At 67.2% G+C, this 25336-nt stretch carries 26 protein-coding genes; 16 read left to right on the top strand and 10 right to left on the bottom strand.

Translation table 11 applies throughout. The annotated features are described in order from the left end of the window. Positions 1-72 precede the first annotated feature (72 nt). Complete coding sequence (locus ACSQ3D_RS24670) at positions 73-2271, top strand: O-linked N-acetylglucosamine transferase family protein (RefSeq protein ID WP_436128602.1); 2199 nt, start codon at positions 73-75, stop codon at positions 2269-2271. Positions 2272-2331: 60 nt separating this feature from the next. Here ACSQ3D_RS24670 and ACSQ3D_RS24665 read toward each other — a convergent pair whose 3' ends face one another. The 7 genes from ACSQ3D_RS24665 to rfbF all read right to left on the bottom strand — a co-directional run bounded on the left by ACSQ3D_RS24665 (position 2332) and on the right by rfbF (position 8604). Further along, positions 2332-2979 carry a hypothetical protein gene (locus ACSQ3D_RS24665; protein ID WP_396505005.1) on the bottom strand — a complete coding sequence of 216 codons (648 nt, stop codon included), beginning with the start codon at positions 2977-2979 and terminating at the stop codon, positions 2332-2334. A gap of 66 nt (positions 2980-3045) precedes the next feature. Beyond that, complete coding sequence (locus ACSQ3D_RS24660; protein ID WP_436128601.1) at positions 3046-3696, bottom strand: GNAT family N-acetyltransferase; 651 nt, start codon at positions 3694-3696, stop codon at positions 3046-3048. Positions 3697-3711: 15 nt separating this feature from the next. After that, a complete protein-coding gene (locus ACSQ3D_RS24655) occupies positions 3712-4836 on the bottom strand; it encodes a DegT/DnrJ/EryC1/StrS family aminotransferase (protein WP_056420036.1) in 1125 nt (374 codons plus the stop codon). Between the two features lie 89 nt (positions 4837-4925). After that, complete coding sequence (locus ACSQ3D_RS24650) at positions 4926-6167, bottom strand: methyltransferase domain-containing protein (RefSeq protein WP_436128600.1); 1242 nt, start codon at positions 6165-6167, stop codon at positions 4926-4928. Then, a complete protein-coding gene (locus ACSQ3D_RS24645; RefSeq protein ID WP_436128599.1) occupies positions 6164-6736 on the bottom strand; it encodes a dTDP-4-dehydrorhamnose 3,5-epimerase family protein in 573 nt (190 codons plus the stop codon). Before ACSQ3D_RS24645 ends, ACSQ3D_RS24650 begins: the two co-directional genes overlap by 4 nt. Further along, positions 6733-7791: a CDP-glucose 4,6-dehydratase gene (rfbG, locus tag ACSQ3D_RS24640; RefSeq protein WP_436128598.1), complete on the bottom strand. Its 1059-nt coding sequence runs from the start codon at positions 7789-7791 to the stop codon at positions 6733-6735. The genes ACSQ3D_RS24645 and rfbG overlap by 4 nt, the downstream gene beginning before the upstream one ends. A 42-nt stretch (positions 7792-7833) precedes the next feature. Next, positions 7834-8604: a glucose-1-phosphate cytidylyltransferase gene (rfbF, locus tag ACSQ3D_RS24635; protein ID WP_056173053.1), complete on the bottom strand. Its 771-nt coding sequence runs from the start codon at positions 8602-8604 to the stop codon at positions 7834-7836. A gap of 568 nt (positions 8605-9172) precedes the next feature. Here rfbF and motA point away from each other — a divergent pair. The 9 genes from motA to ACSQ3D_RS24590 all read left to right on the top strand — a co-directional run bounded on the left by motA (position 9173) and on the right by ACSQ3D_RS24590 (position 18620). Then, a complete protein-coding gene (gene motA / locus ACSQ3D_RS24630) occupies positions 9173-10033 on the top strand; it encodes a flagellar motor stator protein MotA (RefSeq protein WP_436128597.1) in 861 nt (286 codons plus the stop codon). A gap of 38 nt (positions 10034-10071) precedes the next feature. Then, positions 10072-11004, top strand: coding sequence for a flagellar motor protein MotB (gene motB, locus ACSQ3D_RS24625; RefSeq protein WP_056420052.1), 933 nt, complete (start codon positions 10072-10074; stop codon positions 11002-11004). 72 nt (positions 11005-11076) lie between these two features. Beyond that, positions 11077-11463 (top strand): chemotaxis response regulator CheY, encoded by a 387-nt coding sequence (gene cheY / locus ACSQ3D_RS24620; RefSeq protein WP_010466076.1) that lies wholly within the window; start codon positions 11077-11079, stop codon positions 11461-11463. Between the two features lie 4 nt (positions 11464-11467). Further along, on the top strand, positions 11468-12088 hold the full coding sequence (locus ACSQ3D_RS24615) for a protein phosphatase CheZ (RefSeq protein ID WP_056420054.1): 621 nt from the start codon (positions 11468-11470) through the stop codon (positions 12086-12088). Between the two features lie 253 nt (positions 12089-12341). Then, on the top strand, positions 12342-13496 hold the full coding sequence (locus tag ACSQ3D_RS24610) for an EscU/YscU/HrcU family type III secretion system export apparatus switch protein (RefSeq protein ID WP_056420057.1): 1155 nt from the start codon (positions 12342-12344) through the stop codon (positions 13494-13496). Next, positions 13493-15574 carry a flagellar biosynthesis protein FlhA gene (gene flhA, locus ACSQ3D_RS24605; RefSeq protein WP_056420060.1) on the top strand — a complete coding sequence of 694 codons (2082 nt, stop codon included), beginning with the start codon at positions 13493-13495 and terminating at the stop codon, positions 15572-15574. The genes ACSQ3D_RS24610 and flhA overlap by 4 nt, the downstream gene beginning before the upstream one ends. Beyond that, positions 15571-17109: a flagellar biosynthesis protein FlhF gene (flhF, locus tag ACSQ3D_RS24600; protein ID WP_056423170.1), complete on the top strand. Its 1539-nt coding sequence runs from the start codon at positions 15571-15573 to the stop codon at positions 17107-17109. Before flhA ends, flhF begins: the two co-directional genes overlap by 4 nt. Next, complete coding sequence (locus ACSQ3D_RS24595; RefSeq protein WP_396505000.1) at positions 17102-17902, top strand: hypothetical protein; 801 nt, start codon at positions 17102-17104, stop codon at positions 17900-17902. The genes flhF and ACSQ3D_RS24595 overlap by 8 nt, the downstream gene beginning before the upstream one ends. A 4-nt stretch (positions 17903-17906) precedes the next feature. After that, entirely contained in the window at positions 17907-18620 is a 714-nt protein-coding gene (locus ACSQ3D_RS24590; protein ID WP_056420068.1) for an RNA polymerase sigma factor FliA, read from the top strand. A gap of 269 nt (positions 18621-18889) precedes the next feature. On the opposite strand, the gene ACSQ3D_RS24585 is transcribed toward ACSQ3D_RS24590, so the two are convergent. The 3 genes from ACSQ3D_RS24585 to flgA form a co-directional block, all read right to left on the bottom strand. Next, positions 18890-19264 carry a hypothetical protein gene (locus ACSQ3D_RS24585; RefSeq protein ID WP_056420071.1) on the bottom strand — a complete coding sequence of 125 codons (375 nt, stop codon included), beginning with the start codon at positions 19262-19264 and terminating at the stop codon, positions 18890-18892. An 80-nt stretch (positions 19265-19344) separates the two neighbouring features. Further along, entirely contained in the window at positions 19345-19665 is a 321-nt protein-coding gene (gene flgM, locus ACSQ3D_RS24580; protein WP_056420074.1) for a flagellar biosynthesis anti-sigma factor FlgM, read from the bottom strand. A gap of 93 nt (positions 19666-19758) precedes the next feature. After that, positions 19759-20562, bottom strand: coding sequence for a flagellar basal body P-ring formation chaperone FlgA (gene flgA, locus ACSQ3D_RS24575; RefSeq protein WP_436128596.1), 804 nt, complete (start codon positions 20560-20562; stop codon positions 19759-19761). 238 nt (positions 20563-20800) lie between these two features. Between flgA and flgB the strand changes: the two genes are divergently transcribed. Genes flgB through flgG form a run of 6 tightly spaced genes read left to right on the top strand, consistent with a single transcriptional unit; the run spans position 20801 to position 25333 of the window. Beyond that, on the top strand, positions 20801-21262 hold the full coding sequence (flgB, locus tag ACSQ3D_RS24570; RefSeq protein WP_056420080.1) for a flagellar basal body rod protein FlgB: 462 nt from the start codon (positions 20801-20803) through the stop codon (positions 21260-21262). Positions 21263-21305: 43 nt separating this feature from the next. Then, on the top strand, positions 21306-21710 hold the full coding sequence (flgC, locus tag ACSQ3D_RS24565) for a flagellar basal body rod protein FlgC (protein WP_056420084.1): 405 nt from the start codon (positions 21306-21308) through the stop codon (positions 21708-21710). Positions 21711-21725: 15 nt separating this feature from the next. Beyond that, positions 21726-22385 carry a flagellar hook assembly protein FlgD gene (locus ACSQ3D_RS24560; RefSeq protein WP_056420088.1) on the top strand — a complete coding sequence of 220 codons (660 nt, stop codon included), beginning with the start codon at positions 21726-21728 and terminating at the stop codon, positions 22383-22385. Between the two features lie 47 nt (positions 22386-22432). Further along, positions 22433-23713 carry a flagellar hook protein FlgE gene (gene flgE / locus ACSQ3D_RS24555; RefSeq protein WP_056420091.1) on the top strand — a complete coding sequence of 427 codons (1281 nt, stop codon included), beginning with the start codon at positions 22433-22435 and terminating at the stop codon, positions 23711-23713. A gap of 59 nt (positions 23714-23772) precedes the next feature. Continuing rightward, the gene (flgF, locus tag ACSQ3D_RS24550) at positions 23773-24513 is read left to right on the top strand and encodes a flagellar basal-body rod protein FlgF (protein WP_436128595.1); all 741 of its coding nucleotides are present in this window, start codon (positions 23773-23775) and stop codon (positions 24511-24513) included. Positions 24514-24550: 37 nt separating this feature from the next. Continuing rightward, positions 24551-25333: a flagellar basal-body rod protein FlgG gene (gene flgG / locus ACSQ3D_RS24545; protein WP_056420097.1), complete on the top strand. Its 783-nt coding sequence runs from the start codon at positions 24551-24553 to the stop codon at positions 25331-25333. Positions 25334-25336: the final 3 nt, after the last annotated feature.

Raw genomic sequence — 25336 nt, 5'->3', positions numbered from 1 at the left:
GACGGGCCCCTTTGCCTTGGTGCGTGGCACACTGCCCCATTGAAGCCCCTTTGCCCGGAGATCGGCCGCAACGTGCAACCCAAACACACCGAACAGGACGACGCCCGCCTGCGTGCGGCGCTCGCAGCCGCTGACTGGCCGCTCCTCACCCGCCTGTGCCGCCAGACGCTGCGCAAGAACGGGCGGCACCTCACCGCGCACCGCCTGCTGGGCTTTTCGCTGAACAAAGAGCGTGATTTCGATGCCGCGCTCAAGGCCTACAAGCAGGCGCGGATCTACTGGCCGGACGATGCCGAGTTGCTCGTCAACTACGCCAACATCCTGATCGAGCACGCCTACAACATCGACGCCCTGCCGCTGCTGGAGAAGGTGTGCGCCCTGCGCCCCCTGCAGGCCATCGCCTGGATCAAGCTGGCCGAGTGCTGCTACCTGATCAACCTGCACGACAAGGGTTTTGCCGCCAGCCAGGAAGCCGCCAGGCTGGCGGACACGCTCCACGACCAGGTGGCGGCCCTGATGCAGAGCGCCATCCACCGGCGCGAGCTGGGCCAGGTGCGCGAGGCCGTGCACGACTGCGAGAAAGCCATCGCGCTGCGCCCCAACGACCCGGGCAACTACACCAACCGGCTGCTGTTCATGCTGGCGGACCCCCAGGTGGATGCGTCCCAGCTGTCGGTGGCGGCGCGGCACTTCGGCAGCGTGTTCGAGCCACCGCTGCGGCCCGAGTGGCCCCATTTCGACGCGCACCGCGGCCCGCCCTGGCGGCGCCTCAAGATCGGGTTCCTGTCGCCCGACTTCCGGGTGCACGCGGTGATGTACTCGGTGGAAGGCCTGCTGGCACAGCTCGACCGGCGGCAATTCGAGGTCTATGCCTTCTTCCTGTTCCCCCGCTCCGACCATGTCACGGACCGCGTGGAGCGCCATGTCGACCATTTCGTGCGGCTGGCCGGGTTCACGCCCGAGCAGCAGGCAAAAGCCATCCATGCGCACGACATCGACATCCTGATCGACCTGGCAGGCCATACCGGCAACAACGGGCTGCTGGCCCTGGCCCACAAGCCCGCCCCCGTCCAGGTGTCCTGGCTCGGGTTTCCGGCCACCACGGGCCTGGAGGCGGTCGACTACAAATTCTCCGACGAGATCACCGACCCGCCCGGGGCCGAGACGCAATACACCGAGCACCTCTACCGGTTGCCGACGCTGTTCGCCTGCTACCGGCCCATGAGCCGCAACCCTCTGTGGCGCTACCAGCCGCGCTACCAGGTGCGCACGTCGCCCGCGGTGAGCAACGGCTTCGTCACCTTTGGCAGCTGCAACAACCTGGGCAAGCTCACGGACGAGGTGCTGGCGCTGTGGGGCAGGATTCTTGCGGCCGTGCCTGATTCCCGATTGCTGATCGAAGGCAAGAACCTCGACCGCCCCGAGTTCGCGCAGGCCTACCGCGACCGGTGCGAGCGGCTGGGCCTGCCCCCGGCGCGCGTAGACCTGGTGGCGCTCAGCCACGACAACCAGTACCTCACCTACCACCGCATCGACATCGCGCTGGACCCGTTTCCGCTGACCGGCGGCACCACCACCTTCGACGTGCTGTGGATGGGCGTGCCCATCGTTTCCATGGTGGGCGAGAGCTTCAAGAGCCGCATGGGGGTGGGCATGCTCACCTACCTGGGCCGCACCGAGTGGCTGGCCGAGACGCCGGACGACTACGTGCGCATCGCGGCGGGCCTGGCGGCCGACGTGCCGGCGCTCAACGACCTGCGGCTCAGCCTGCGCGGCGAGACGGAGAACTCACCCCTGATGCGCGAGGACCTGTACAACCAGTGCTTCGGCGAGGGCCTGCGGGTCATGTGGCTGCAGTGGCTGGCCCGGGCCGAACACCCGGACGACCCCGAGGCGCAGGAGCAGGCCATCCAGGCCTGGGTGCAGCAGTATCCGCAGGAGTGGACGCAGCCCCCCGTGCCCGGCGTGGGCCTGAAGCCCGGCCACCGGGTGAGCCTGCACGAAGCCCACCAGCTCCTGCAGGACCTGGTGGAAAAAGCCAAGGCCGCGCCCCCAACGCCTGCGGCGCCGGGACCGGCGCAAGGCGTCACGGGCCGCCACTGGGTGGCCGTGACGGAACTGGCGGAGCTGGTGCTCAGCGCCGTGCCACACGACCCTGTGGCCCTGGCCTGCCTGGCCGAGGTGGAGCATGCCCATGGACACACCGAGTTTGCGGTGACCTACCTGCAGCACGCCACGCAGGCGATGGGGATGGGCGTCGCGGCCGGCTGACCGATGAGTTGATTGACAGACGACGCGCGTACGTTCGCCGTCGCCGTCGCCGTGGTCGCGTCAGAGCCGGAAGATGTCCTGCAAGGCGTCGCGCCGGGTGGGCTTGAAGCTCACCTTGCCGGCGTCGGCCGGGTACACGGTGCAATGCCCCGGCGTGCTGGTGTTGACCAGGCTCGTGCCCTGCGACAGCACCGTGGCATCGCCCACCTGGCAGCCGCCGATGATGGCGGTGCCGGGGTACATCACGACCCCCTCTCCCAGCACCGGCGCCACGCCGTGGTTCTTGCCCACCGTGGAGTTCTGGTAGATCACCAGGTAGTTGCCGTAGGTGGCCTTGGCAAAGACGATGCCGACGGAATGGCCGATGAAGAACACCGGCGGCAGCTCGATTTCATAAAAGAGATCGATGCCGTTCAGCGCCTTGTTCAGCAAGAAGAGTCGCGTGGGCGTGTCGGCGTTGCCGGTGCTGCGCCAGATGGTGTGCGCCAGCAAGTACAGAAAGCTGCAGTACTGCGTGGAGTGCAGCGGGTCGAAGCAGTCCTGCCGCCAGGGCCGCACGGCATTGATGCACGTGTGCAGCCGGTGCAGCGCCTCGTCCAGGTGCGCATCGATGTCGGGGCGCGGGTCGAAGTCGTCGGGCAGGGTGTTGTGCAGCTGCTGCACCACGTAGCGCAGCAACCGGTCGCGGTCCATCCGCAAGATGTCCATGGTGGAGTCTCCCAAGGCGGTGCGCCGCAGCCGCTTAATCAGTCAATCGGTCAGTCAGTCATTCATTCAGGCCGCGGGCAGCTGCAATTGCATGTACACCAGGCTGGCCGGCGCGCCGACCGCCGCGGGGTCTTCGTTCCAGTCCACGCCACCCGGCACGGTGGTGGCGACGATGGGCACGCGCTGGTATTCCTGAAAACCCACCTTGCGGTAGAACTCGACCGCGGGGTTGTCCGACCGCACCCGCACCGCCAGGGTCTGCAGCCCCAGCGCGTCGCGGGCCCAGCGCATCAGCACCAGCAGCGAGGCCTTCATCAACCCCGGGGGCGACGCCCCGCCGCTCACGATGGCATCGGCTTCGCCATAGCCCCGCTGCCAGTCGATGAAGCCCAGGCCCACATGCCCCACGCGCTCGCCATCCGGCGTCTCCACCATGAACAGCATCTTGCCCGGGTTGTCATGGACGGCTCCCGCCAGCCAGGCCGCCGTGCGCTCGGGGGTGGAAACGAATTCGGTCAGGAAGGATTTGACGTGGCGATTGCGCCAGTCGGTCAGCAGCTGCGCGTCCAGGGCATCGGTGTGCCCGGGCACGGTGGCGATGGGCCGCACGACCGCCGCCAGCGGTTGCCCCACCGGCAGCACCAGGCCGGGCTCGCCGGCGCGGGCCGTCTGCTTGATCGCAGCGAAAAGCTGCTGTCCAGGAGTGGGTGCTTGCATGGCCGCCCCCGTTCCTCAGGCTTGCTCGAAGTAGCGGCGCACCTGCTCGGCCACGGCGTCCACCGTGTCCAGCGACATGCGCGAGTGCAGGGGCAGCGAGAGAATGCCCTTGCCCACGCTGTCCGTCACCGACAGGTCGCCCGCGCGGCAGTCCTTCCACAGCGAGAACCAATGCCCCGGCTGCCAGTGGATGCCCGTGTCGGCGCCATTGGCCTTCAGAAAGTCGCGCAGCGCATCGCGGTGCTCCGCCGGCACGCGGATGTAGTACAGGAACGGGTTCACATCGGCAAAGTCGGTCGCGGGCGTGCGCACCTGTGCGATGCCCTGCAGCTTTTCGTTGTAGCGGCGCGATGCCGCCTGGCGGCTCGACTTGATCACGTCGAGCTTGCCCAGCTGGGCCAGGCCGATCGCGGCGTGCATGTTGAGCATGTGGTAGCGAAAGCCCACCCGCTCGACGTCGAACGTCCAGGCGCGCTTGTTCTGGTACATCACCTCGGCAGGCTGCTGCATGCCGAGCAGGCGCAATTCGTGCACGCGGCGAAGCTCCTCTTCGGTGCGCACGACCACGGTGCCGCCGTCCAGGCAGGTCACGGTCTTGACCGGGTCGTGGCTGAACACGCAGATGTCCGAAAAGCTGCCGACCATGCGGCCCTTGTAGCTGGAGCCGAACGAGTGGGCCGCGTCGTGGATGACGCGCAGTTTGTGGCGTTCTGCAAACGCGGCAATCTCCTCGTGGTTGCTGATGATGCAGTCGTAGTCCATCACGATGATGGCCTTGGTGCGCGGGCCCACCAGGGACTCGGCCTTGGCAAGATCCAGCTCCAGCGTGTCGTCGGTGCAGTCGCAGAACACGATGTCCGCCCCCACCCAGGTGATGGCCTGGTAGTCGGCCGAGCAGTTGAAGGCCGACACGATCACCTCGTCACCCGGGCCCACGCCCGCGAGCAGCAGCGCGATGTGCAGGCCTGCCGTGCCGGTGCTCACCGCGGCCACATGGCGGTCCGGGGCCTGCAGGATCTCTTTCACCTTTTTCTCGAAACCCGACACGTAGCTGCCCATGCCGAGCCATCCCAGCTCCAGCGACTCTCGGCTGGCATCGATTTCTTCCTGTTCGATCAAGGGCTTGAACATTGGGATCATGGTGGTCTCCTTCGGTTGTGTACGGTTCGGATGGGGCGTGGCGGGTGCGTTGCTTTGCGTCGCGGATGCGCAGGGAGCGCGTGAGGCGGCTACCAGACTTCCAGGCGGGGAACGGCCGTGACGAACTGCCCTCCCCATGCCCGTATGCCGCTCAGCTGCGCGCTGACTTCGTCCCGCAGGTTCCACGGCAGGATCAGCACGCGCTGGGGCCGGTGGGCGTGCAGGTGCGCCTCGCCCACCACCGGGATGCGGCTGCCGGGCAGGTACTGGCCTTGCTTGGCGGGGTTCTTGTCCACCACGTAGGCCAGCAAATCGGGCCGCACACCCGCGAAGTTGAGCAGGGTGTTGCCCTTGGCGGCTGCGCCATAGGCACCCACGGTGATGCCATCGGCCTGGCATTGCAATAAAAAAGTGAGCAGCTCGCGCTTGATGCGCAAGGCCTGGGCCTGGAAATCACCATAAAAATCGGCGCCCAGCAGCCCTGCAGCGGCCTCGGTGGCCAGCACCTGCCGCACATGGCTGGCGCCCTCGGCCATGGCCTGCGGGTGGCCGGCCGCGCCGGCCCGGCCCGCGAACACGCGCAGGCTGCCGCCGTGGGTGGGCAGCTCCTGCACGTCCAGCACCGCCAGGCCGTTGGCCGCGAAGATGCGCTGCACGGCGGTGAGCGACAGGTACGAGTAGTGCTCGTGGTAGGCGGTGTCGAACTGGCAGCCCTGCACCATGCGCAGCAGGTGCGGAAACTCGAACGTGGCCACGCCGTGGGGCTTGAGCAGTCGGGTAAAACCACCTACGAAGTCGTTGATGTCGGGCACGTGCGCCAGCACGTTGTTCGCGGCGATCAGGTCGGCTTGACGGCCGGCGGCGGCCAGCTCGTCGGCCAGGGCCACGCCGAAGAAGCGCTCGACCACCTCGATGCCTTTGGCGCGGGCGGCGGCTGCGGTGCTGGCCGTGGGCTCCACGCCGTAGCAGGGGATGCCCGCGGCCTGCACGTACTGCAGCAGGTAGCCGTCGTTGGAGGCGACCTCGACCACGCAGCTGTCGGCATTCAGCGCCAGGCGCTCGCGCATCGCGCCGACGTACGCATCGGCATGGGCCAGCCAGGACGACGAGAACGAGCTGAAGTACGCGTAGTCGTCGGTGAACAGCGCCTCGCGCCCGGCGTGGTCTTCGGTCTGCACCAGCCAGCAGGTCTCGCACACCAGCACGCGCAGCGGGAACCAGGTCTCGGGCGCGCGCAGCGCGGCCTCGGGCAGGTAGGCGTTGGACGGGGGCGCGCTGCCCAGGTCCAGGAACGGCAGTTGCAGCGGGCTGCCGCAGTGTCGGCACTTCACAGGCGCACTCCTTCGAATTCGGGGCCGGGCCCGTCGGTCAGCCAGGGCTGGCTGGCGTCGCGCGGCGACAGGCCCGCGGGCGGCAACGGCCAGGCGATGGCCAGGCGCGGGTCCAGCGGGTTCAGGCCCGCCTCGGCCCCTTGCACATGGGCGGCCGAGTGGCAGTACAGCAGCTCGGCCTGGTCGGACAGGGCCTGAAAGCCGTGCGCAAAGCCCGGGGGGATGAGCAGGGCCGTGCCGTTGTCCGCCGACAGGCGCTCGGCATGCCACTGCAAGAAGGTGGGCGAGCCGTGGCGCAGGTCCACGGCCATGTCCAGCACCTCGCCGCGCAGGCAGGTGACGAGCTTCATCTCGGCATGCGGCGGCCGCTGGTAGTGCAGGCCGCGCACGGTGCCGGCGCGCGCCGTGTGGCTGTGGTTGATCTGCGCGATGGGATGCGTCCAGCCGGCGGCGGCCAGTTCGTCCGCGCAGAACAGGCGGGCGAAGAAGCCGCGCTCGTCGGCCAGCGGCTGCCGCTCTATGCGGAACAGCCCGGCCAGGGGCAAGGGTGTGCGGACGAGGCGGCTCACGCCTGCGCCTCCCAGGCGGCGATGTCGGCCAGGCACAGCGTGCGGGCATCGGCGCCGCCGTGCTGCTGGCGGTACCAGTTCATGGTGCGGGCGACGGACGTGGTCAGCGCCCAGCGCGGCGCCACGCCCAGGGCCTGGCGGGCGTGGGCGGTTTCCAGCGCCAGCCAGCCGGCCTCGTGCGGGCCATCACTATCATTTTCGTAGCTTACGGCGCTGGTTGGATAAGCGCCAGAGGCCATTTCGATCACATTTTTGACACTGGCCGCCTCGTGCGGCAACGGCCCGAAGTTGTAGGGGCCTGCCAGCGACGGGGCATCCCACAGGCGCTGCGCCAGCCGCAGGTAGGCGGCCAGGGGTTCGAGCACATGCTGCCAGGGGCGCGTGGCGTCCGGGCGGCGGATGTGCAGCGTCTCGCCCTTTTCCCAGGCGCGCACGGCGTCGGGCAGCAGGCGGTCCTGCGCCCAGTCGCCGCCGCCGATCACGTTGCCCGCCCGGGCGGTGGCCACGGCCACGCCCTGCGGTGCCAAAAAGGCGTCGCGGTAGCTGGCGGTGACCAGTTCGGCCGCGGCCTTGCTGGCGCTGTAGGGGTCGTGCCCGCCCAGCGGGTCGTCCTCGCGATAGGGGTAGGCCCATTCGCGGTTGCGGTAGACCTTGTCGGTGGTGACGACCAGGGCCACGCGCGCCTCGGGCAGGCCGCGCAGGGCATCGAGCACGTGGGCCGTGCCCATGATGTTGGTGGCCAAGGTGGCCAGCGGGTCGGCATAGCTTGCGCGCACCAGCGCCTGCGCGGCCAGGTGCAGCACCACGTCGGGCCGCGCGGCGCGGATGCGCATCGCCAGGGCCTGGGGGTTGCACACGTCGCAGAAATGGCTGTCCATGCCCTCGTCCACCCGCGCCAGCGTGAACAGGTTGGGGTCGGCCGGGGGCGGCAGGGCCACGCCGGTGACCTGTGCGCCCAGGCGCTGCAGCCACAGGGCCAGCCACGCGCCCTTGAAGCCGGTGTGGCCCGTCAGCAACACGCGCTTGCCGCGCCAGAAGTCGGGATCAGGACGCATGGTGCTGCTGCCTTGGGGTTGTCGTCGTCGGGACTGCCGCCATCACCAGCGCTTCCAGGGCGCCTGGCCGCTTTGCCACAGGTCTTCGAGCAGGTTCTTCTCGCGCAGCGTGTCCATGGGCTGCCAGAAGCCGTGGTGCTCGTAGGCCATCAGCTCGCCGTCGCGCGCCAGCGTGTCCATGGGCTCGGCCTCCCAGGGGGTGGCATCGCCCTCGATGCGGCTGAGCACCCGCGGGGACAGCACGAAGAACCCGCCGTTGATCCAGCCGCCGTCGCCCCGCGGCTTTTCGACGAAGCCTTCGACCCGGTCGCCGTCGCGCATCAGCGCGCCGTAGCGGCCGGGGGGCAGCACGGCGGTGACGGTGGCCAGCTTGCCGTGCGCGCGGTGAAAGGCGAACTGCGCGGGCATGTCGATGTCGGCCACGCCGTCGCCGTAGGTGAAGCAGAAGGGCTCGTCGGGCTCGAGGTATTCACCCACGCGCTTGAGGCGCCCGCCGGTCAGCGTGCTCTCGCCGGTGTCCACCAGGGTCACGCGCCAGGGCTCGGCGTGGCGGTGGTGCACTTCCATGCGGTTGTTGGCCATGTCGAAGGTCACGTCGGACATGTGCAGGAAGTAGTTGGCGAAGTATTCCTTGATGACGTAGCCCTTGTAGCCCAGGCAGATGATGAAGTCGTTCACACCATGGGCGGCATACATCTTCATGATGTGCCAAAGGATGGGCCGCCCACCGATCTCGATCATGGGCTTGGGGCGCAGGTGCGACTCTTCCGAGATGCGGGTTCCCAGTCCCCCCGCGAGCAGTACGGCTTTCATGCCCGCAGCATAGTGCAGCCCCCGCGGCGCCAAAAGGCCCAGTGGGCGCGCAAAAGCGCCCCAAATGCAGCGATTGATGCCGCCGCGCGGCAGGCGTGCGGGGCGCCCGCCCTGGCAAATGCTATTAAATATATAGCTGCTGGCGCTTGCCAGAAGAGCGGCGCAGGCATGTTTGACTCCAATCTGCAGCCGCAATGCCATGCAGGGACGCCGCCATGCCCTGCTGTCCTTCGCCGCGCCCGGGAGCAGTGGCCTTCCATTGCCCAGCCTCTGCATGGGCCGCGCCGACGCCGCCTTCTTGTGGCCGGCCGGCGGCGTGCCGGGCCGCAGCGTGACCGGGCGGCGGCATCTCTGCGCGGTTACACATTTCCGCCCATCGCACCCATGGCGCCGTTGCGTTGCAGCGCCATTTCCCCAAGAAGCCCTGTGATCTCCGCTCTCTTGATGCCATTTGGCGCTCTTCAATCCGATACATTTGCAGTAACCTTCGGTAAGCTGCACCGCCAGCCGCCGTGCCCCATCCGCCGTTCCCGGCCTCATCGCAGTTGCCGCCCAACACGTCCACAGCATGTTTGTCATCATCGGTTACGTCGTCTGCCTCGGCTGCATCTTCGGCGTGTACATCGTGCACGGGGGAAACATCAGCGTGATCCTGAAGGCGCTGCCCTTCGAGATCATCACCATCCTGGGCGGCGCCCTGGGCGCCTTCGTGGTGAACAACCAGCCCAAGGTGATCAAGGCCACCATGGCCGCCATTCCGATGGCACTCAAGGGCTCCAAGTACACCAAGGAGCGCTATATGGAGCTCATGGCGATGCTCTACGACATCCTGCAAAAGGCCCGCAAGGAAGGCCTGATGGCGATCGAAAAGGATGTCGAGGCGCCCCATGAATCCGAGATCTTCAAGAAATACCCCACGGTGGGCAGCGACCACCACGTGATCGAGTTCACCACCGACTACCTGCGCATGATGGTGTCGGGCAACCTTAATTCCCACGAGATTGAGGCGCTGATGGACAGCGAGATCGACACCCACCACCAGGAGGCGCACGCCCCCGTGGCCGCGCTGGCCCGGCTGGCCGGCGCCCTGCCCGCCTTCGGCATCGTGGCCGCCGTGCTGGGCGTGGTGAACACCATGGGCTCGGTGGGCCAGCCGCCGTCGGTGCTGGGCGGCATGATCGGCTCGGCGCTGGTGGGTACGTTCCTCGGGATCTTGCTGGCCTACGGCGTGGTCGAGCCCCTGGGCGGCCTGGTCGAGCAAAAGACCGAAGACGCGGCCAAGGAGCTGCAGTGCATCAAGTCCACCCTGCTGGCCAGCATGCAGGGCTACAACCCCGCCACGGCCATCGAGTTCGGCCGCAAGGTGCTGTTCTCCAACGTCCGCCCGAGCTTCTCCGAGCTCGAAGGGCATGTGAAAGGCAAGAAGTAGCAGGAGCGGCACGCCCCCTCCCCTGATTCCCGAGCGCCATGGCAGAAAAGAAGCTCCAGCCCATCATCATCAAGCGCATCAAGAAAGGCGGCCATGCGGTGCATGGCGGCGCCTGGAAGATCGCGTACGCCGACTTCGTGACGGCGATGATGGCGTTCTTTTTGCTGATGTGGCTGCTGGGCTCCACCGCCAAGGGCGAGCTGCAGGGGATCGCGGCGTACTTTTCTTCGCCGCTCAAGGTGGCCATGACCGGGGGCGACGGCTCGGGCAACAGCTCCAGCGTGATTCCTGGCGGCGGCAACGACCTGGCCAAGGTGCACGGCCAGGTGCGCCGCTCCGACGTGGAAGAGGCCAAACAGCGCCGCATGAGCATCGACGCCGCCCGGGCCGAGCGCGCCAAGCAGGACCTGGACCGCATCAAGGCCCTGGAGGCCAAGATCGACGCGCTCATCACCGAAAACCCGCGCCTGAACGAATACAAGTCGCAGATCCGCATCGACATCACCCCCGACGGCCTGCAGATCCAGATCATCGACGACCAGAACCGCCCCATGTTCGACAGCGGCAGTGCGTTGGTGAAACCCTACATGCGCGAAATTCTGCGCGAAATCGGCGCCGCCCTGAACAGCGTCGAAAACCGCATCAGCCTGGCCGGCCACACCGATGCCGTGCCGTATGGCAACAGCGACCGCGGTTACAGCAACTGGGAGCTGTCGGCCGACCGGGCCAACGCGTCGCGGCGCGAATTGGTCTCGGCCGGCATGCCAGACGCTAAACTGGGACGTGTGGTGGGCCTGGCGGCCAGCGATCTGCTGGAGCCAAAAAACCCGCGCGCTCCCGCCAACCGGCGCATCACCATCACGGTGCTGACCCGCGAAGCCGAAGAACGTCTCATGGGTAAAGGGATCCCCGAAATCACTTCCACAGAACTGTTGAATGAAAAGCGGGAAAATCCCCCCCCAGGCAGATGACGGTTACGACTTGTCACCAACGCTGCCGCCCATGACAATACTTACAGATACTTCCGACCGAAAGGGTCCCACGTGACCACAGCCCTTCGTTTTTTGATTGTTGACGACTTCTCCACCATGCGGCGCATCGTGCGCAACCTGCTCAAGGAAAGCGGTTTTGCCGATGCCGATGAAGCCGAGGATGGCGTTGCCGCGCTGAACAAGCTGCGCAACAGCAAGTTCGACTTCGTGGTCACCGACATCAACATGCCCAACATGAACGGGTTCCAGTTGCTGGCGGAGATCAAGAAGGACGACAAGCTCAAGCACTTGCCCGTCCTCATGGTCACCGCCGAAGCCCGCAAGGAAGACATCGTGGCCGCAGCCCAGGGTGGCGCAGCAGGCTACATCGTCAAGCCCTTTACCAAGGCCACGCTGGAAGAAAAGGTGACCTTGATTCTCAAGAAGATGGGGCTATGACATCATGGACGCCACACCGGACCACAGCCAACAGCCCGCCGAAGTCCATCAGAAGATCGGCCTGCTGACCCGGCAACTGCACGACTCGCTCAACGAACTGGGCTACGCCGACAAGCTGCGCGGCTCCATGGGCGAGCTGCCCGACGCGCAAAGCCGCCTGTCCTACATCGCCCGCCTGACCGGCGAAGCGGCGGAAAAGGTGCTCAACCGCGTGGAGCAGGCCAAGGCCCAGCACGACTACATCGCGGCGGAAACGCGCCGGGTGGTGACGTCCCTGGTCAAGGACCCCGTGGCCGCCGTGGCCAAGGGCGAGATCATGAACTTCCTGACCGACGTGGAGCGGGTGACCAAGGAAGCGGACACCCACCTCACCGAAATCATGATGGCCCAGGACTTCCACGACCTCACCGGCCAGGTGATCGCGCGCGTGGTGAACCTGGCGGCCAACATCGAAGAGCAGCTGGTGCAGCTGCTCATCCAGACGGCGCCGCCCAATGCCCAGGTGCCCGCCGTCGAGGCCAAGCCCGCGCACCTGCAGGGCCCGGTGGTCGACCCCGAAAACACGCCGGACGTGGTCACCGACCAGTCGCAGGTGGACGACCTGCTCGCCAGCCTCGGGTTCTGACCTCCCCCTGAGCCGCCTTCGGCGGCGTCCCTCTGAGGGGGGCGCACCCAGTGGCCTGGCAAAGCCAGTTGCACGGGTGCGCTGGCTTCGGACGCGCGGGTTTCGGAGGGCGCGCCTGTAGCTGGTCGCGCTGGCGCTTGGCAGGCCTGCAAAGGCCTCGCGGCACGGATAAGCGGGCATCGACGCCCCCTTATCCACCTTTAGATTTCCGGGTCGCTCACGACAATGGCATGGCACCAGCCGTCATGCCATCATGGAATCCAGCCAAGAGAAAAACCTACCCGCGTCAGAGCGCAAACTGCAAAAAGCGCGCGAAGACGGCCAGGGTGCGCGCTCGCGCGACCTCTCGCACCTGGCGATCCTGGGTGCCGGCGCCGGTTGCATGCTGCTCCTGGCCCCGGCGCTGATGGAGCACATGCAGCTGGCCATGAGCCGCCAGCTGGCGTTCAACTCCGCCATCGTGATGGCGCCCGGCACCATGCTCAAGCGGCTGTCGGACATGGTGATCATCGGCATCATCGCCAGCGCGGTGTTCGCCATCCTCACCAGCGGCGCGGCCCTGATCAGCGCCATCGGCGCGGGCGGCTGGATCATGAGCAGCAAGCCCATCTCGCCCCAGTTCAACCGCCTGAACCCAATCTCGGGCGTGGCCAACCTCTTTTCCAAGCAGCAGATGGCCAACGTGGCCAAGATGGTGCTGATGACCGTGATCCTGAGCTACGTGGCCTGGAAGTTCATGGGCAACAGCATCGACACGGTCGCCATGCTGGTGCTGCAGCCCTCGCCCATGGCCATCCGCCAGCTGGCCGACTGGCTGACCTCCGGCATGAGCCTGCTGCTGCTGGTCGTGTTCCTGGCGGCGCTGGTGGACGTTCCGCTGCAGGCCTACTTCTTCAAGGCGCGCCTGAAGATGTCGCACGAGGAAATCAAGCAGGAGCACAAGGAGTCGGACGGCAACCCCCATATCAAGGGCCACATCCGCCAGAAGCAGCGCGAGATCGCCGAACGCGCCAGCGTCGGCGCCGTGCCCAAGGCCGACTTCGTGGTCATGAACCCCACCCACTACGCCGTGGCGCTCAAGTACGACGAAAAGACCATGGCCGCCCCCCAGGTGATCGCGCGCGGCACCGACCTCATCGCCCTGCGGATCCGCGACGTGGCCAAGGAGCACAACGTGCCCGTGCTGCAGTCGCCCATGCTGGCCCGCGCGCTGTATGCCCACGCCGAGCTCGACCAGGCCATCCCCGCCACGCTGTACACCGCCGTGGCGCAGGTGCTGGCCTACGTGTACCGCCTCAAGGCCGCGCTGCGCGGCGAAGGCCGCATGCCCGACAGCCTGGACGAGCCCTTCGTCCCGCCAGAGCTTGATCCGCTGAACCGCACCACCGTGCAAGGCACCGCCGTATGAATACCTCTGTAAAGTCTGTCCGGCTCTGGGCGGGCAACCACTCGAGCGCCCTTCAAGGCATGTCGGCGCCGCTGCTGGTGGTCGCCATCCTGGCGCTGATGGTGCTCCCGATCCCGCCGTGGCTGCTGGACGCATTCTTCACGCTGAACATCGCCGTCGCCCTGATGGTGATGATGGTGGCGGCGTACATGCTGCGCCCGCTGGATTTCGCGGCATTCCCCGCCGTCTTGCTGCTGACGACGCTGATGCGCCTGTCGCTCAACGTGGCCTCCACCCGGGTCGTGCTGCTGGAAGGCCACACCGGCCCCGGCGCGGCCGGTGCGGTGATCGAGGCCTTCGGGCACTTTCTGATCGGCGGCAATTTCGCCGTGGGCCTGATCGTGTTCGCCATCCTGGTGGTGATCAACTTCGTGGTGATCACCAAGGGCGCGGAGCGCATTGCCGAAGTGTCTGCCCGCTTTGCGCTCGACGCCATGCCGGGCAAGCAGATGGCGGTGGACGCCGACCTGAACGCCGGGATGATCGACGAAAAGGAAGCCAAGCGCCGGCGCGCCGAGGTCGCGGAAGAAGCGAACTTCTTCGGCTCCATGGACGGTGCATCCAAGTTCGTGCGCGGAGACGCCGTCGCCGGCATCCTGATCTTGCTGATCAACATCGTCGGCGGCTTTGCCATCGGCATGCTCCAGCACGGCCTGTCGGCCGGGCAGGCGGCCGACAGCTACATCCTGCTGGCCGTGGGCGATGCGCTGGTGGCGCAGATCCCCGGGCTGCTGATCTCGGTGGCCGCCGCGATGGTGATCTCGCGCGTGGGCAAGGACCAGGACATGGGCCGCCAGATCGTGGCGCAGCTGTTCATGTCGCCCCGCGTGGTGGGCGTGACGGCCGCCATCTTGCTGCTGCTGGGCATGATCCCCGGCATGCCGCACCTGGTGTTCCTGACCATGGGGGGCATGATGGCCTACGGCGCCTGGCTGCTGTACGAGCGCCAGAAGGTGCCGCCCGAGGTCGAGGCCCCGCCCGCCCCCGTGGCCGATGGCGAAGCCACCTGGGACGACCTGCAGCCCGTGGACCTGCTCGGCCTGGAGCTGGGCTACCGCCTGATCAGCCTGGTGGACAAGAGCCGCCAAGGCGATTTGCTCACCCGCATCAAGGGCGTGCGCCGCAAGTTCGCGCAGGAGGTCGGCTTCCTGCCGCCGGCCGTGCACGTGCGCGACAACCTGGAACTCAAGCCCAGCGGCTACCGCATCACCCTGCGCGGCGTGGTGGTGGGCGAAGGCGAAGCCTTCCCCGGCATGTTCCTGGCCATCAACCCCGGCGGCATCACCACGCCCCTGATCGGCACGCCCACGACCGACCCCGCGTTCGGCCTGCCCGCGCACTGGATCGACGACCGCCAGAAGGAAGCCGCACAAATGGCAGGTTTTACGGTCGTTGATTCCGAAACCGTGATGGCCACCCATTTGTCACACTTGATGCAAGTGCAAGCCGCCAAGCTCCTCAGTCGCACGGAAACGCAGCAACTGGTGGAACACGTGGCCAAGCTGGCCCCCAAGCTCATCGAAGAAGTGGTCCCCAAAATGGTCTCTATCGCAACGTTCCAGAAAGTCCTCCAGCTGCTGCTGGAGGAATCTGTGCACATCCGCGATATCCGCACCATCATCGAAACGCTGGCCGAGTTCGCCGGCGGCATCAGCGACCCCGTCGAGCTGGCCCGCCGCGTGCGCATTGCACTGTCGCCCGCCATCGTCCAGCAGATCTACGGCCCGACGCGCGAGCTCAACGTCATCGCCATCGAGCCGGGCCTGGAGCGCCTCCTGGTGCAGGCCCTGGGCAATGCCGCCGGCCCGGCCCTGGACCCCGGCGTCGCCGACATCCTGACCCAGAAGGCCGCCGAAGTGGCCCTCAAGCAGGAAGAAATGGGGCTGCCAGCCTGCCTGCTGGTGCCCGACCAGATCCGCAATGCCATCTCCCGCCTGGTGCGCCGCGTCGCGCCCCGCCTGCAGGTGCTGGCGCACAGTGAAATCCCCGAGACCCACACCATCCGCATTGGGCCGATCCTTAGAGGTGCATCAGCATGAACATCAAACGCTTTACCGCCCCCACGTCCCGGGAAGCTCTGGCCAAAGCACGCATGGCCTTTGGTGACGGCACCCTGATCCTGTCCAACCGCCCCACGGCCAATGGCGTCGAGGTGGTGGCCACGGCCGAGGACACGCTCTCGGCCCTGGATGGCAGCGGTGCGGGCGGCGGCGCGTCGCCGTCCTCCAACCCGCCCCTGCTGGCGCCCACGCCCCCCCGCAGCGCACCGCAGCGCGCCAGCCAGGGCGCAAGCCACAGCCAGGCCACCCTGTCCGCGCTGTCGGCCATGAACCGCAACCCCGTCGAAGAAGACACCGAGCAGCTCGCGATGAGCACGCTGTCCTTCCAGGACTATGTGCGCGAACGCATGCTGCGCCGCCGCCACGAAGCGCTGAACGGCCCGTCGGACCCGCCCACCCTGTCCGAGCGCAGCCGTGACGAAGCGCCCGAGCGCGAGCGCATCAGCAGCGCACCGGCCGTGGCGCGCCACAACCCGCTACGCAGCATCCCCATGGACCTGCCGCCCGAGCAGCCCCGCCGCCGCCCCGAGCCCGCCGTGAGCCACGCCGTGCAGTCCGCCGCCAACCAGCAAAGCGTGATGACCGAGCTGCACGCGATGAAGGAGCTGATCGAAGACCGCTTCAACACGCTGGCGTGGCTGGGGCAGGCGCGCCAGAACCCCATCCAGTCCAACCTGATGCTCAAGATGATCCGCGCCGGCTACTCGCCCTCGCTGGCCCGCGCCGTGCTGGAGCGCATGCCCGAAGAGCTGTCGGCCGCCGAATCGGTGCGCTGGCTGATGGAAGTGCTGGAGCGCAACCTCAAGACCGACCTGGCCGAGACCCCGCTGTACGAGCAGGGCGGCATCTTCGCGCTGGTGGGCTCCACCGGCGTGGGCAAGACCACCACCACCGCCAAGCTCGCGGCCATGTGCGCCCGCATCCACGGCCCCGGCAGCGTCGGCCTGATCACGCTGGACACCTACCGCGTGGGCGCCCACGAACAGCTGCGCACCTACGGCCGCATGCTGGGCATCGTGGCCCACCTGGCCCACGACCGCGCCGCGCTGCAGGACCTGCTGGGCCTGCTGTCGGGCAAGAAGATGGTGCTCATCGACACCACCGGCGTCGCCCCGCGCGACCCGCGCAAGCGCGACATGCTCGACGTGCTGGACCTGCCGCACGTCAACCGCCTGCTGGTGCTCAACGCCGGCTGCCATGGCGACACGCTGGACGACGTGCTCACCGCCTTCAAGACCGACGGCTCGCAGCAGGCCATCCTGTCCAAGGTGGACGAAGCCGTCAAACTCGGCCCCGCGATCGACGCGCTCATCCGCCACCAGATGGTGCTGCGCGGCGTGACCAACGGCCAGCGCGTGCCCGAGGACTGGGAGCGCGCCGATGCCCACAAGCTCATCAACACCTCGATGCGCGCACCGGTGAAGTCGGCGTTCGACCCCAAGGCCAGCGACCTGAACTTCTTCTTCTCGCACTCGCCAGACGGCATCAACGAGCGAGGGCTGGTCGATGCTTGATATCGGATTCCACCAGGGCGCAAGCCTGCACAGCTTCACGCCGCAGTCCGAACTGCGCGTGGTGGCGGTCGCCAGCCAGGACAACGCCGGCACGGGCCTCGAAGCCCTGTGGCAGGTCTGCGCCATCCTGCAGCGCCTGGGCCACCAGGTCGTGGTGCTGGACGGCACCGCGCACGAGACCGACGACAGCCCCGGCTTGCTGCACCTGCTGCAACAGGCGCCGTGGAACGACGGCGCGCACCTGAACATGGGCGCCGCGGCCTCGTCGCTGGCCGTGATACCGGCCGCCAAGGGCCTGCAGCTCGCGGCCCGCCGCGCCCAGGCCAACGAGACCGCGCCGCTGCACGGCCTGCTGCCGTACTTCAGGACGTATGGCCTGATGGTGCTGCACGCGCCCGCGTCCACGCTCGGCCCATTGCTCACGCACACGGCGACCATTCCGCTCGTCGTGATGGGCAACGATGCCGCGGGCGTGCTCAAGAGCTACAAGAGCCTCAAGCAGATTGCGGTGCACACCGGCCTGCCCTGCATGGTGGCCGGCCTGCTGCACGGCAACACCGCCGCCGAGCGCAGAAAGACCCAGGGCGCCCTGCAGACCCTGCAGGAGTGCGCCGAACAGCACCTGTGCGGCCCCGTGCGCACCACGACCATCGCCACGCAAAGCCCGCAGGACCTGCAGCGCCTGGCCTTGCAACTGCTGGAAAATGCGGGCACTATCAGTGAATCGATGACCGCGCTCCCGCACCACAATCCGACAGGCATGCCTGCGCATTTCTTTGCTCGGAGCCACTGATCAGATGTACACCGCCAAAGGCCAGCTCGATCGTGACGCGATGATCCGCCAGCATGTTCCGCTGGTTCGCAGGATCGCGCACCACATGATCGCCAAGCTGCCCCCCAATGTGGAGCTGGACGACCTGATCCAGGTCGGCATGATGGGCCTGGCGGAGGCGCTGTCGCGCTACGAGGTGGCGCAGGGCGTGCAGTTCGAGACCTTTGCCACCCAGCGCATCCGCGGCGCCATGCTCGACGAGCTGCGCGAGGGCGACTGGATGAGCCGCAGCTCGCGCAAGAGCCAGAAAGACATCGAGCACGCGGTGCACCGCCTGGAGCAAAAGCTCGGCCGCAGCCCGCTCGAATCCGAGATCGCCGACGAAATGGGCATGGAACTGCCCGAGTACCAGACCCTGCTGGGCAAGGTCCGGGGCACCCAGCTGGTGTACCTGGAGGACATGACCCACAACGAGGACGACGACGGTTTCCTCGACCGCCACGTGGCGGACGGCGACGCCGACCCCATGGAGATGCTGCGCGACCAGCGGCTCAAGGTGTCCCTGGTCAACGCCATCAAGAGCCTGCCCGAGCGCGAGCAGCACATCATGGGCATGTACTACGAGCACGACATGAATCTCAAGGAGATCGCGGCCGTGCTGGGCGTGACCGAGTCACGGGTGTGCCAGCTGCACAGCCAGTCCATCGCCCGGCTGCGGGCGAAGATGAGGGCGCACTAGCCGCTCCCCCCTGAGCGGCTGCGCCGCTTCCCCCCTGAGGGGGACGCTACCCCTGGACTGGCGGAGCCAGATCCACGGTGGCACTGGTATTTGGGCTGCGACCGCATCTACGGGCATTGCGCAACGCCGAACTCCCACGTACTGGACACCGGTTTGCTATCGATAAAATAGCTGCTGGCGCTCGGCTGGCGTTGGATTCAGCCGAATTTTCCGTTCAAACGCAGGCGCAGCAAGCGCGGGCAGCTATCTTGTTTGAGTTACGGCTCGACTCAACCCGCGGATTTGTAGATGCGTGCCACGCCAGCCTTGCCGGGCTGGGCGGCGCGGCCGTCGCCGTAGGTGGCGGGGGTGCCGGCCTGGGGGATCATGCTGGCGACCTGGCGGTCGGCGTTGGCGGACAGGCGCGCGAGGCCGTCGCGGTGGTTGGCCAGCCTGTCGCTGATGGCGTCCACCCGTTTTTTCAATTGTGCAGGCAGGGGCAGGCCGCGCTGCGCGGACTGCTCCAGCGCATAGGTGAACTGCGCCGCTGCGTCCCGCAGGGCGATGCTGTGCTTTTCCAGGGTTTGGGGATCTGCCGCCAGGAGCGCGGCGGAGACTTTTTCGATCAGCTGTTCAACAGCCGAGAGGGATTCTTCCAGCGACATGGCGCATTGTGCGATGAACCGTGCTGGTATGCCAAGTGATGTTCAGTGCGCTCGTTGAACCCCGGCGTTCGTGGTGGGGTTCAACCGCGCGAGCGGGACAGGATCTCCTGGGCGTTGGAGAGCATCTTGTCGGCAATGGCTTCGGCATCCACCGAGAACGTGCCTTTTTCGATCGCCGTGCGCACGGCCTTCACCTTGCTGGCATCGAAATCGGCCGTGGTGCGGGCCGTCTGGTCGAGGGCACGGGCCGCGGTCGACACCGTGACAGGCACGCCGACGGCCGACGCCGTCAGTGCGTCTTTCGTGGCTCCTTCCGCAGCGGTTGCCGGCGGCTTGGCTTGCTTGGCAAGCCCTGTCTGCGGCAACCCGCCCGGGAGTTCCGGTTTTTGACCAATCTTCATCGCTCTCTCCACCACCCCGTTCGATGTGGGGCACAGTAGCAATGTTTTCGACCCATTTGGCGGGGACTTTAGCGATTTATCGCGGTCCGGTCATCAAAGAGTGACATCGATTGTCCCGTTTTCGCTCACGGTGCCACTGACTATTCGGCCATTGTCCATGCGGATACGGACAATCTGCCCCACCGACCCCGCCGACATCGCCTGGCCCGCGGACGTGACCGCATAACCCGGCCCCTGGGCCACCACCTTCACCTGGGCGCCTGCGCGAAACAGGTTGGGGGCACGCACCATGCTCTGGCGCAGCGCCTGCCCGGGCACCAGCTGGCGCGCCGCAATCTGCCCCACCCACAGGTCCGGGTTGGCCATGACCGGGGCGGTCTCCGCCGCCCAGTCCACTTCCGCCTCGGTCGCGTCGGCAGCGGTCAGGACGGCGCCCGGCGCCACGGCGCTGGTCAGCACCCACGCGGGACCGAAGGCCTTGACTGTAACCGGAAGATACACGTTCCAGGCCGTCTGGCCTTCCACGCACCGCAGCCCCAGGCGCGTGCGCCCCCACAGGCGCGAGCCCACCGGCAGATAGGGCTCGACCCGCGCACAGGGCGCCAGCCGCAGCCGGGAATCCAGCGAGCCCACGCTCACTTCCATGCGCAGCGGCAAGCCGGCGGGCTGGTTGCGCGTGAGGGCATCGTCCAGCCAGCGCTGGGTCAGCGGCCCCAGGTCCGCCGCAGGATCTGCCGCCGCCTGGGCGCGGGCCGAGCCCACGGAGCACAGCGCCGCGCCCAGCAGCACCGCAGCGGCCACGGCGCCCCGCAGGGCGGAGCGCGCAGGCCGTGCCGGCACCGGGTGCAGGGCGGCGAATGAAAGGGAGGGGAAGCGGGGGGACGGTGTCGATGGCATGGGGGCCTCCTGGGCATCGCGGGGGGTCTTCGCGAGTCTTCACGGGTCTTCCCGCAGAAGGCGGCAAAGACTATTTCACGACTGGAACTATAGGCAGGCCCGGCCGGTGCAAAACCCGAAACTGCGCGCCCATTTCCGCGTTCTTCGCGCTTTAGAAAAAGCCCACGCTCTCCACAATCGAGCCACGCCGGAAAACCCCCTGGACCGGCGTCTTTGCACTCCAGGGCCCGAGGCAAACATGCTCGACAAGATGACCAACCGGCTGGACTTCCACGGCAACGCACTGATCCTGCGTTCCGAGCGCCAGCGTGCCATCGCCAGCAACATTGCGAATTCGGACACCCCCGGCTACGTGGCGCGCGACTTCAAGTTCAGCGAAGCGCTGAAAGAAGCCACGGGCGAGAGCAGCACGGGCACCGGCTCGGGCTTCACCACCCGGCTCACCGCGGGTTCCGTGGGTACCGCCGGCACCACCGACGCGCGCCACATGCCCCTGCCCACCAGCCGCATGAGCGGCGAGCTGGGCGCCAAAGGCACGCTGGGCTATGCGGTGCAGACCCAGCCCGCGCTGGACAACAACACGGTCGACCTGGACCGCGAACGCGCCAACTTCGTCGACAACGCCGTGCGCTACGAAGCCACGCTGCGGTTCATCAACGGCAACGCCAAAACCATGCTCAGCGCCATCCAGGGCCAATAAGCAGACGCCCCCCCCGCACCGAGCGCAGAAAGCGAGTCACCCCATGTCCATGTTCTCCATCTTCAATGTGTCGGGCAGCGCCGTCAGTGCGCAGTCGCAGCGGCTCAACGTGGTGGCCAGCAACCTGGCCAACGTCGATGCGGTGGCCGGCCCCGACGGCAAGGCCTACAAGGCCCGCCAGGTGATGTTCCAGACCGAGCCCATGGGCGCGGACAGCTCGGCCGGCGTGCGCGTGACGGGCATCAACGAAAGCAACACCCCTGGCCGCAAGGTGCACGACCCGAGCCACCCGTCCGCCGACGAGCAGGGCTACGTCACGCACTCGAACGTCAACGCCGTGGAGGAGATGGTCAACATGATCTCCGCCTCCCGCTCCTACCAGAACAACGTCGAGGTCATGAACACGGCCAAGTCGCTGCTCCTCAAGACCCTGCAGATGGGCCAGTAACCCTAGGACGCCACCATGATCCTCAACTCCACCACCAGCGCACCCACGGTCACCGACGCGACCGGCGGCACCAAGGCGAACGCCGCCACCGACCCGGCGGCCGCGCAGGACCGGTTCCTCAAGCTGCTCGTCGCGCAGCTGAACAACCAGGACCCGATGAACCCGCTGGACAACGCCCAGATGACGTCGCAGATCGCGCAGATCAACACCGTCACCGGCATCCAGCAGCTCAACCAGACCATGCAGAGCATGTCCGAGCAGTTCAACTCGCTGCAGGTCATGCAGGGCACCACGCTCATCGGCCGCAACGTGATGACCGAGGGCTCGACCATCGCCGTGGCCGACAAGGTCGGCAAGGGCGGCTTCGAGCTGCCCTCGGCCGCCACGAACGTGAAGATCGAGGTCACCACCGCCGGTGGCCAGGTGGTGGACACGATCGACCTGGGCGCCAAGGGCGCAGGCCGCCACACCTTCGAGTGGGACGCCAGCAAGTACACCGGCGCAACCGACGCGCTGCAGTTCCGCGTCAGCGCCGTCAATGGCTCGGCCAAGCTGTCGAGCACGCCGCTGGCGCTGTCCAAGGTCACGGCTGCGGGCGCCGAGGACGGCCAGCTCATGCTGACCCTGGCCAACGGCAAGTCCATCAGCTACAGCCAGATCAAGGCCCTGGTGTAACGCCGGCCCGTCCCCCCTCTTTTTCTTCGCGTCCATAGGAGAACACCATGAGTTTCCAGCAAGGCCTGTCGGGCTTGAACGCCGCCAGCAAAAACCTCGATGTCATCGGGCACAACATCGCCAACTCCAACACCGTGGGCTTCAAGGCCTCGCGGGCCGAGTTCGCCGAGATGGTCGCGTCGGCGATCGGCTCGGCCGGTGGCACCAACGCCGGCATCGGTGTGGAAGTCGCCGCGGTGTCGCAACAGTTCACGCAGGGCAACCTCACGATCACCGGCAACAGCCTCGATGTAGCCATCAACGGCAACGGCTTCTTCACGCTGACCATGCCCGATGGCACGCCTGCCTACACCCGCTCCGGCAACTTCAAGCTGGACAAGGAAGGCAACATGATCACCAACGACAACGCCAAGGTGATGGGCTACCCGGTGGACCCGACCACGGGCCTGCGGTCGGGCACCGACCCGATCCCGATGGTCTTCCCCACGGCCGAGCCGATCCCGGCCAAGCAGACCACCAAGATCACCGCCGCGTTCAACCTGCCGGCCACCGCCACCGACGCTGCCGGCGACCCGGCCGCCACGCCGCCCGTTCCGGCCACGCCGCGCGCCACCTACGGCACGTCGATCAACGTGTTCGACAGCCAGGGCGTGCCCAAGCCGGTCAACCTGTACTTCCAGAAGACCGCGACCGACAACACCTGGGACGTGTACGACGCGCTCGACGACCCCACGGCCGTGCCGCCGGTGGTGGCCACGCCGATCGGCCAGATCACGTTCGACAACAACGGCGCCATCACCGGCCCTGCCGCCACGCCGCCCGCCACCGGCTTCTCGCTGCCGCTGACCGTCAACCCCACGCCACCGAACCCCAACAACCTCCCCACCTTCACCGTGGACGTGGGCCTCGACAAGGTGTCCCAGAGCGGCAACAAGTTCGCGGTGTCCAACCTCAGCCAGGACGGCTACACCACGGGCGAGCTCACCGGCATCAATATCGAGAACAACGGGATGATCATGACCCGTTACTCCAACGGCGTGACCCGTGCCGAAGGCCAGGTCGCCCTGTCGAGCTTCCGCAACACGCAGGGCCTGGCCTCGGTGGGCGGCAACAACTGGGTGGCCACGTTCGAATCCGGCCAGCCGGTGGCGGGCACCGCGACCGACGGCAACTTCGGCTCGCTGCGCTCGGGGGCCCTGGAAGACTCCAACGTCGACCTGACCGCAGAGCTCGTGAACATGATGACCGCGCAGCGGGCCTACCAGGCCAACGCACAGACGATCAAGACGCAAGACCAGGTGATGTCCACCCTGGTGAATTTGCGCTGATCGACCTGATCGACCTGATCACCCGCCACTGACCCTGCACTGGACTTCGGAAAGCACCTATGGACCGCATCATCTACACCTCGATGACAGGCGCCAACGCGGCCGCCCACCGGCAGGCCGTGCTGTCCAACAACCTGGCCAACGCGTCCACGCAGGGTTTTCGCGCGGAGATGTCCACCTTCCGCTCGGTGCCCATGCAGGGCGACGGCTCCAAGACCCGCGTCTTCGCGCTCGAAGCCACCTCGGGCTACGTGAACACCCCCGGCCCGGTGCAGCGCACGGGCCGCAACCTCGATGCCATGGCCGCCGGCAACGCCTGGTTCGCGGTGCAGGGTCTGGACGGCACCGAGGCCTACACCCGCGCGGGCAGCTTCGAAGTCTCGGCCACGGGCCAGCTGCTCACGCCCACCGGGCTGCCCGTGCTGTCCGACGGCGGCGCGCCCATCGACGTGCCACCCGGGGCCGATGTCTCGCTGGGCAGCGACGGCACCATCACCGCCAAGATCGCAGGCCAGGCCGCGCAGAACATCGGCCGCCTGAAGCTGGCCACGCCCACGGAGGAAGACCCGCTCAAGCGCGGCGACGACGGGCTGTTTCGCGCCGCGTCGGGCGACCCCCTGCCCAACGACGCCAATGCCCGCATGCTGTCCGGCGCGCTCGAAGGCTCCAACGTGAACCCGGTGGAGAGCATGGTCGGAATGATTGCCGCATCGCGCCAGTTCGAGCAGCAGATGCGCCTCTTGCAGACCGCCGAGGCCAACGACAAGACCGCCAGCCAGTTGCTGAGCATGAACGGCTGAAGCGGCTCTGACCGCCGCCACGCCATAAGGAAGCACCATGATCAACTCCCTCTGGATCGCCAAGACCGGCATGTCTGCCCAGCAGACCCAGCTCGACGTCATCTCGCACAACCTGGCCAACGTCTCCACCACCGGCTACAAGCGCAACAACGCGGTGTTCGAAGACCTGATCTACCAGAACCTGCGCCAGGTGGGCGCCGCCACCACCGAGCAGAACCAGCTGCCCACCGGCCTGCACCTGGGCCTGGGCGTGCGCACGGTGGCCACCAGCCGCAACTTCGTGCAGGGCAGCCTGCAGGAGTCGAAGAACAACCTGGACGTGGCCATCAACGGCAACGGCTTCTTCGAAGTGACCATGCCCGACGGCACCATCGGCTACACCCGCGACGGCTCGTTCCAGGTCGATGCGCAGGGCCGCATGGTCACCTCCAGCGGCCTGCCCGTGGCCAACGGCATCACCGTGCCCGCCAACGCCACCAGCATCACCATCAGCGCCGACGGCGTGGTGTCCGCCACCGTGCAGGGCAACACCCAGCCCCAGCCCCTGGGCAACCTGGCGATGGCCGCATTCATCAACCCGGCAGGCCTGGAGCCCATCGGCCAGAACCTGTTCAAGGAATCCGCCGCCTCGGGCCAGCCCCAGCAGGGCACGCCCGGCACCAACGGCCTGGGCATCCTGAAGCAGGGCTTTCTGGAAGCCTCCAACGTGAACGTGGTGGAAGAACTGGTGACCATGATCCAGACCCAGCGCGCCTACGAAATGAATTCCAAGGCCATCCAGACCTCCGACCAGATGCTGGCCAAGCTCGCACAGCTGTGACGA

The organism is Acidovorax sp. LjRoot117 (assembly GCF_964252695.1).
In the GTDB taxonomy this organism is placed as follows: domain Bacteria; phylum Pseudomonadota; class Gammaproteobacteria; order Burkholderiales; family Burkholderiaceae_C; genus Acidovorax.
The sequence above is the reverse complement of the archived record's forward strand: the minus strand, read 5'-3'. Positions and strand labels throughout refer to the sequence as shown.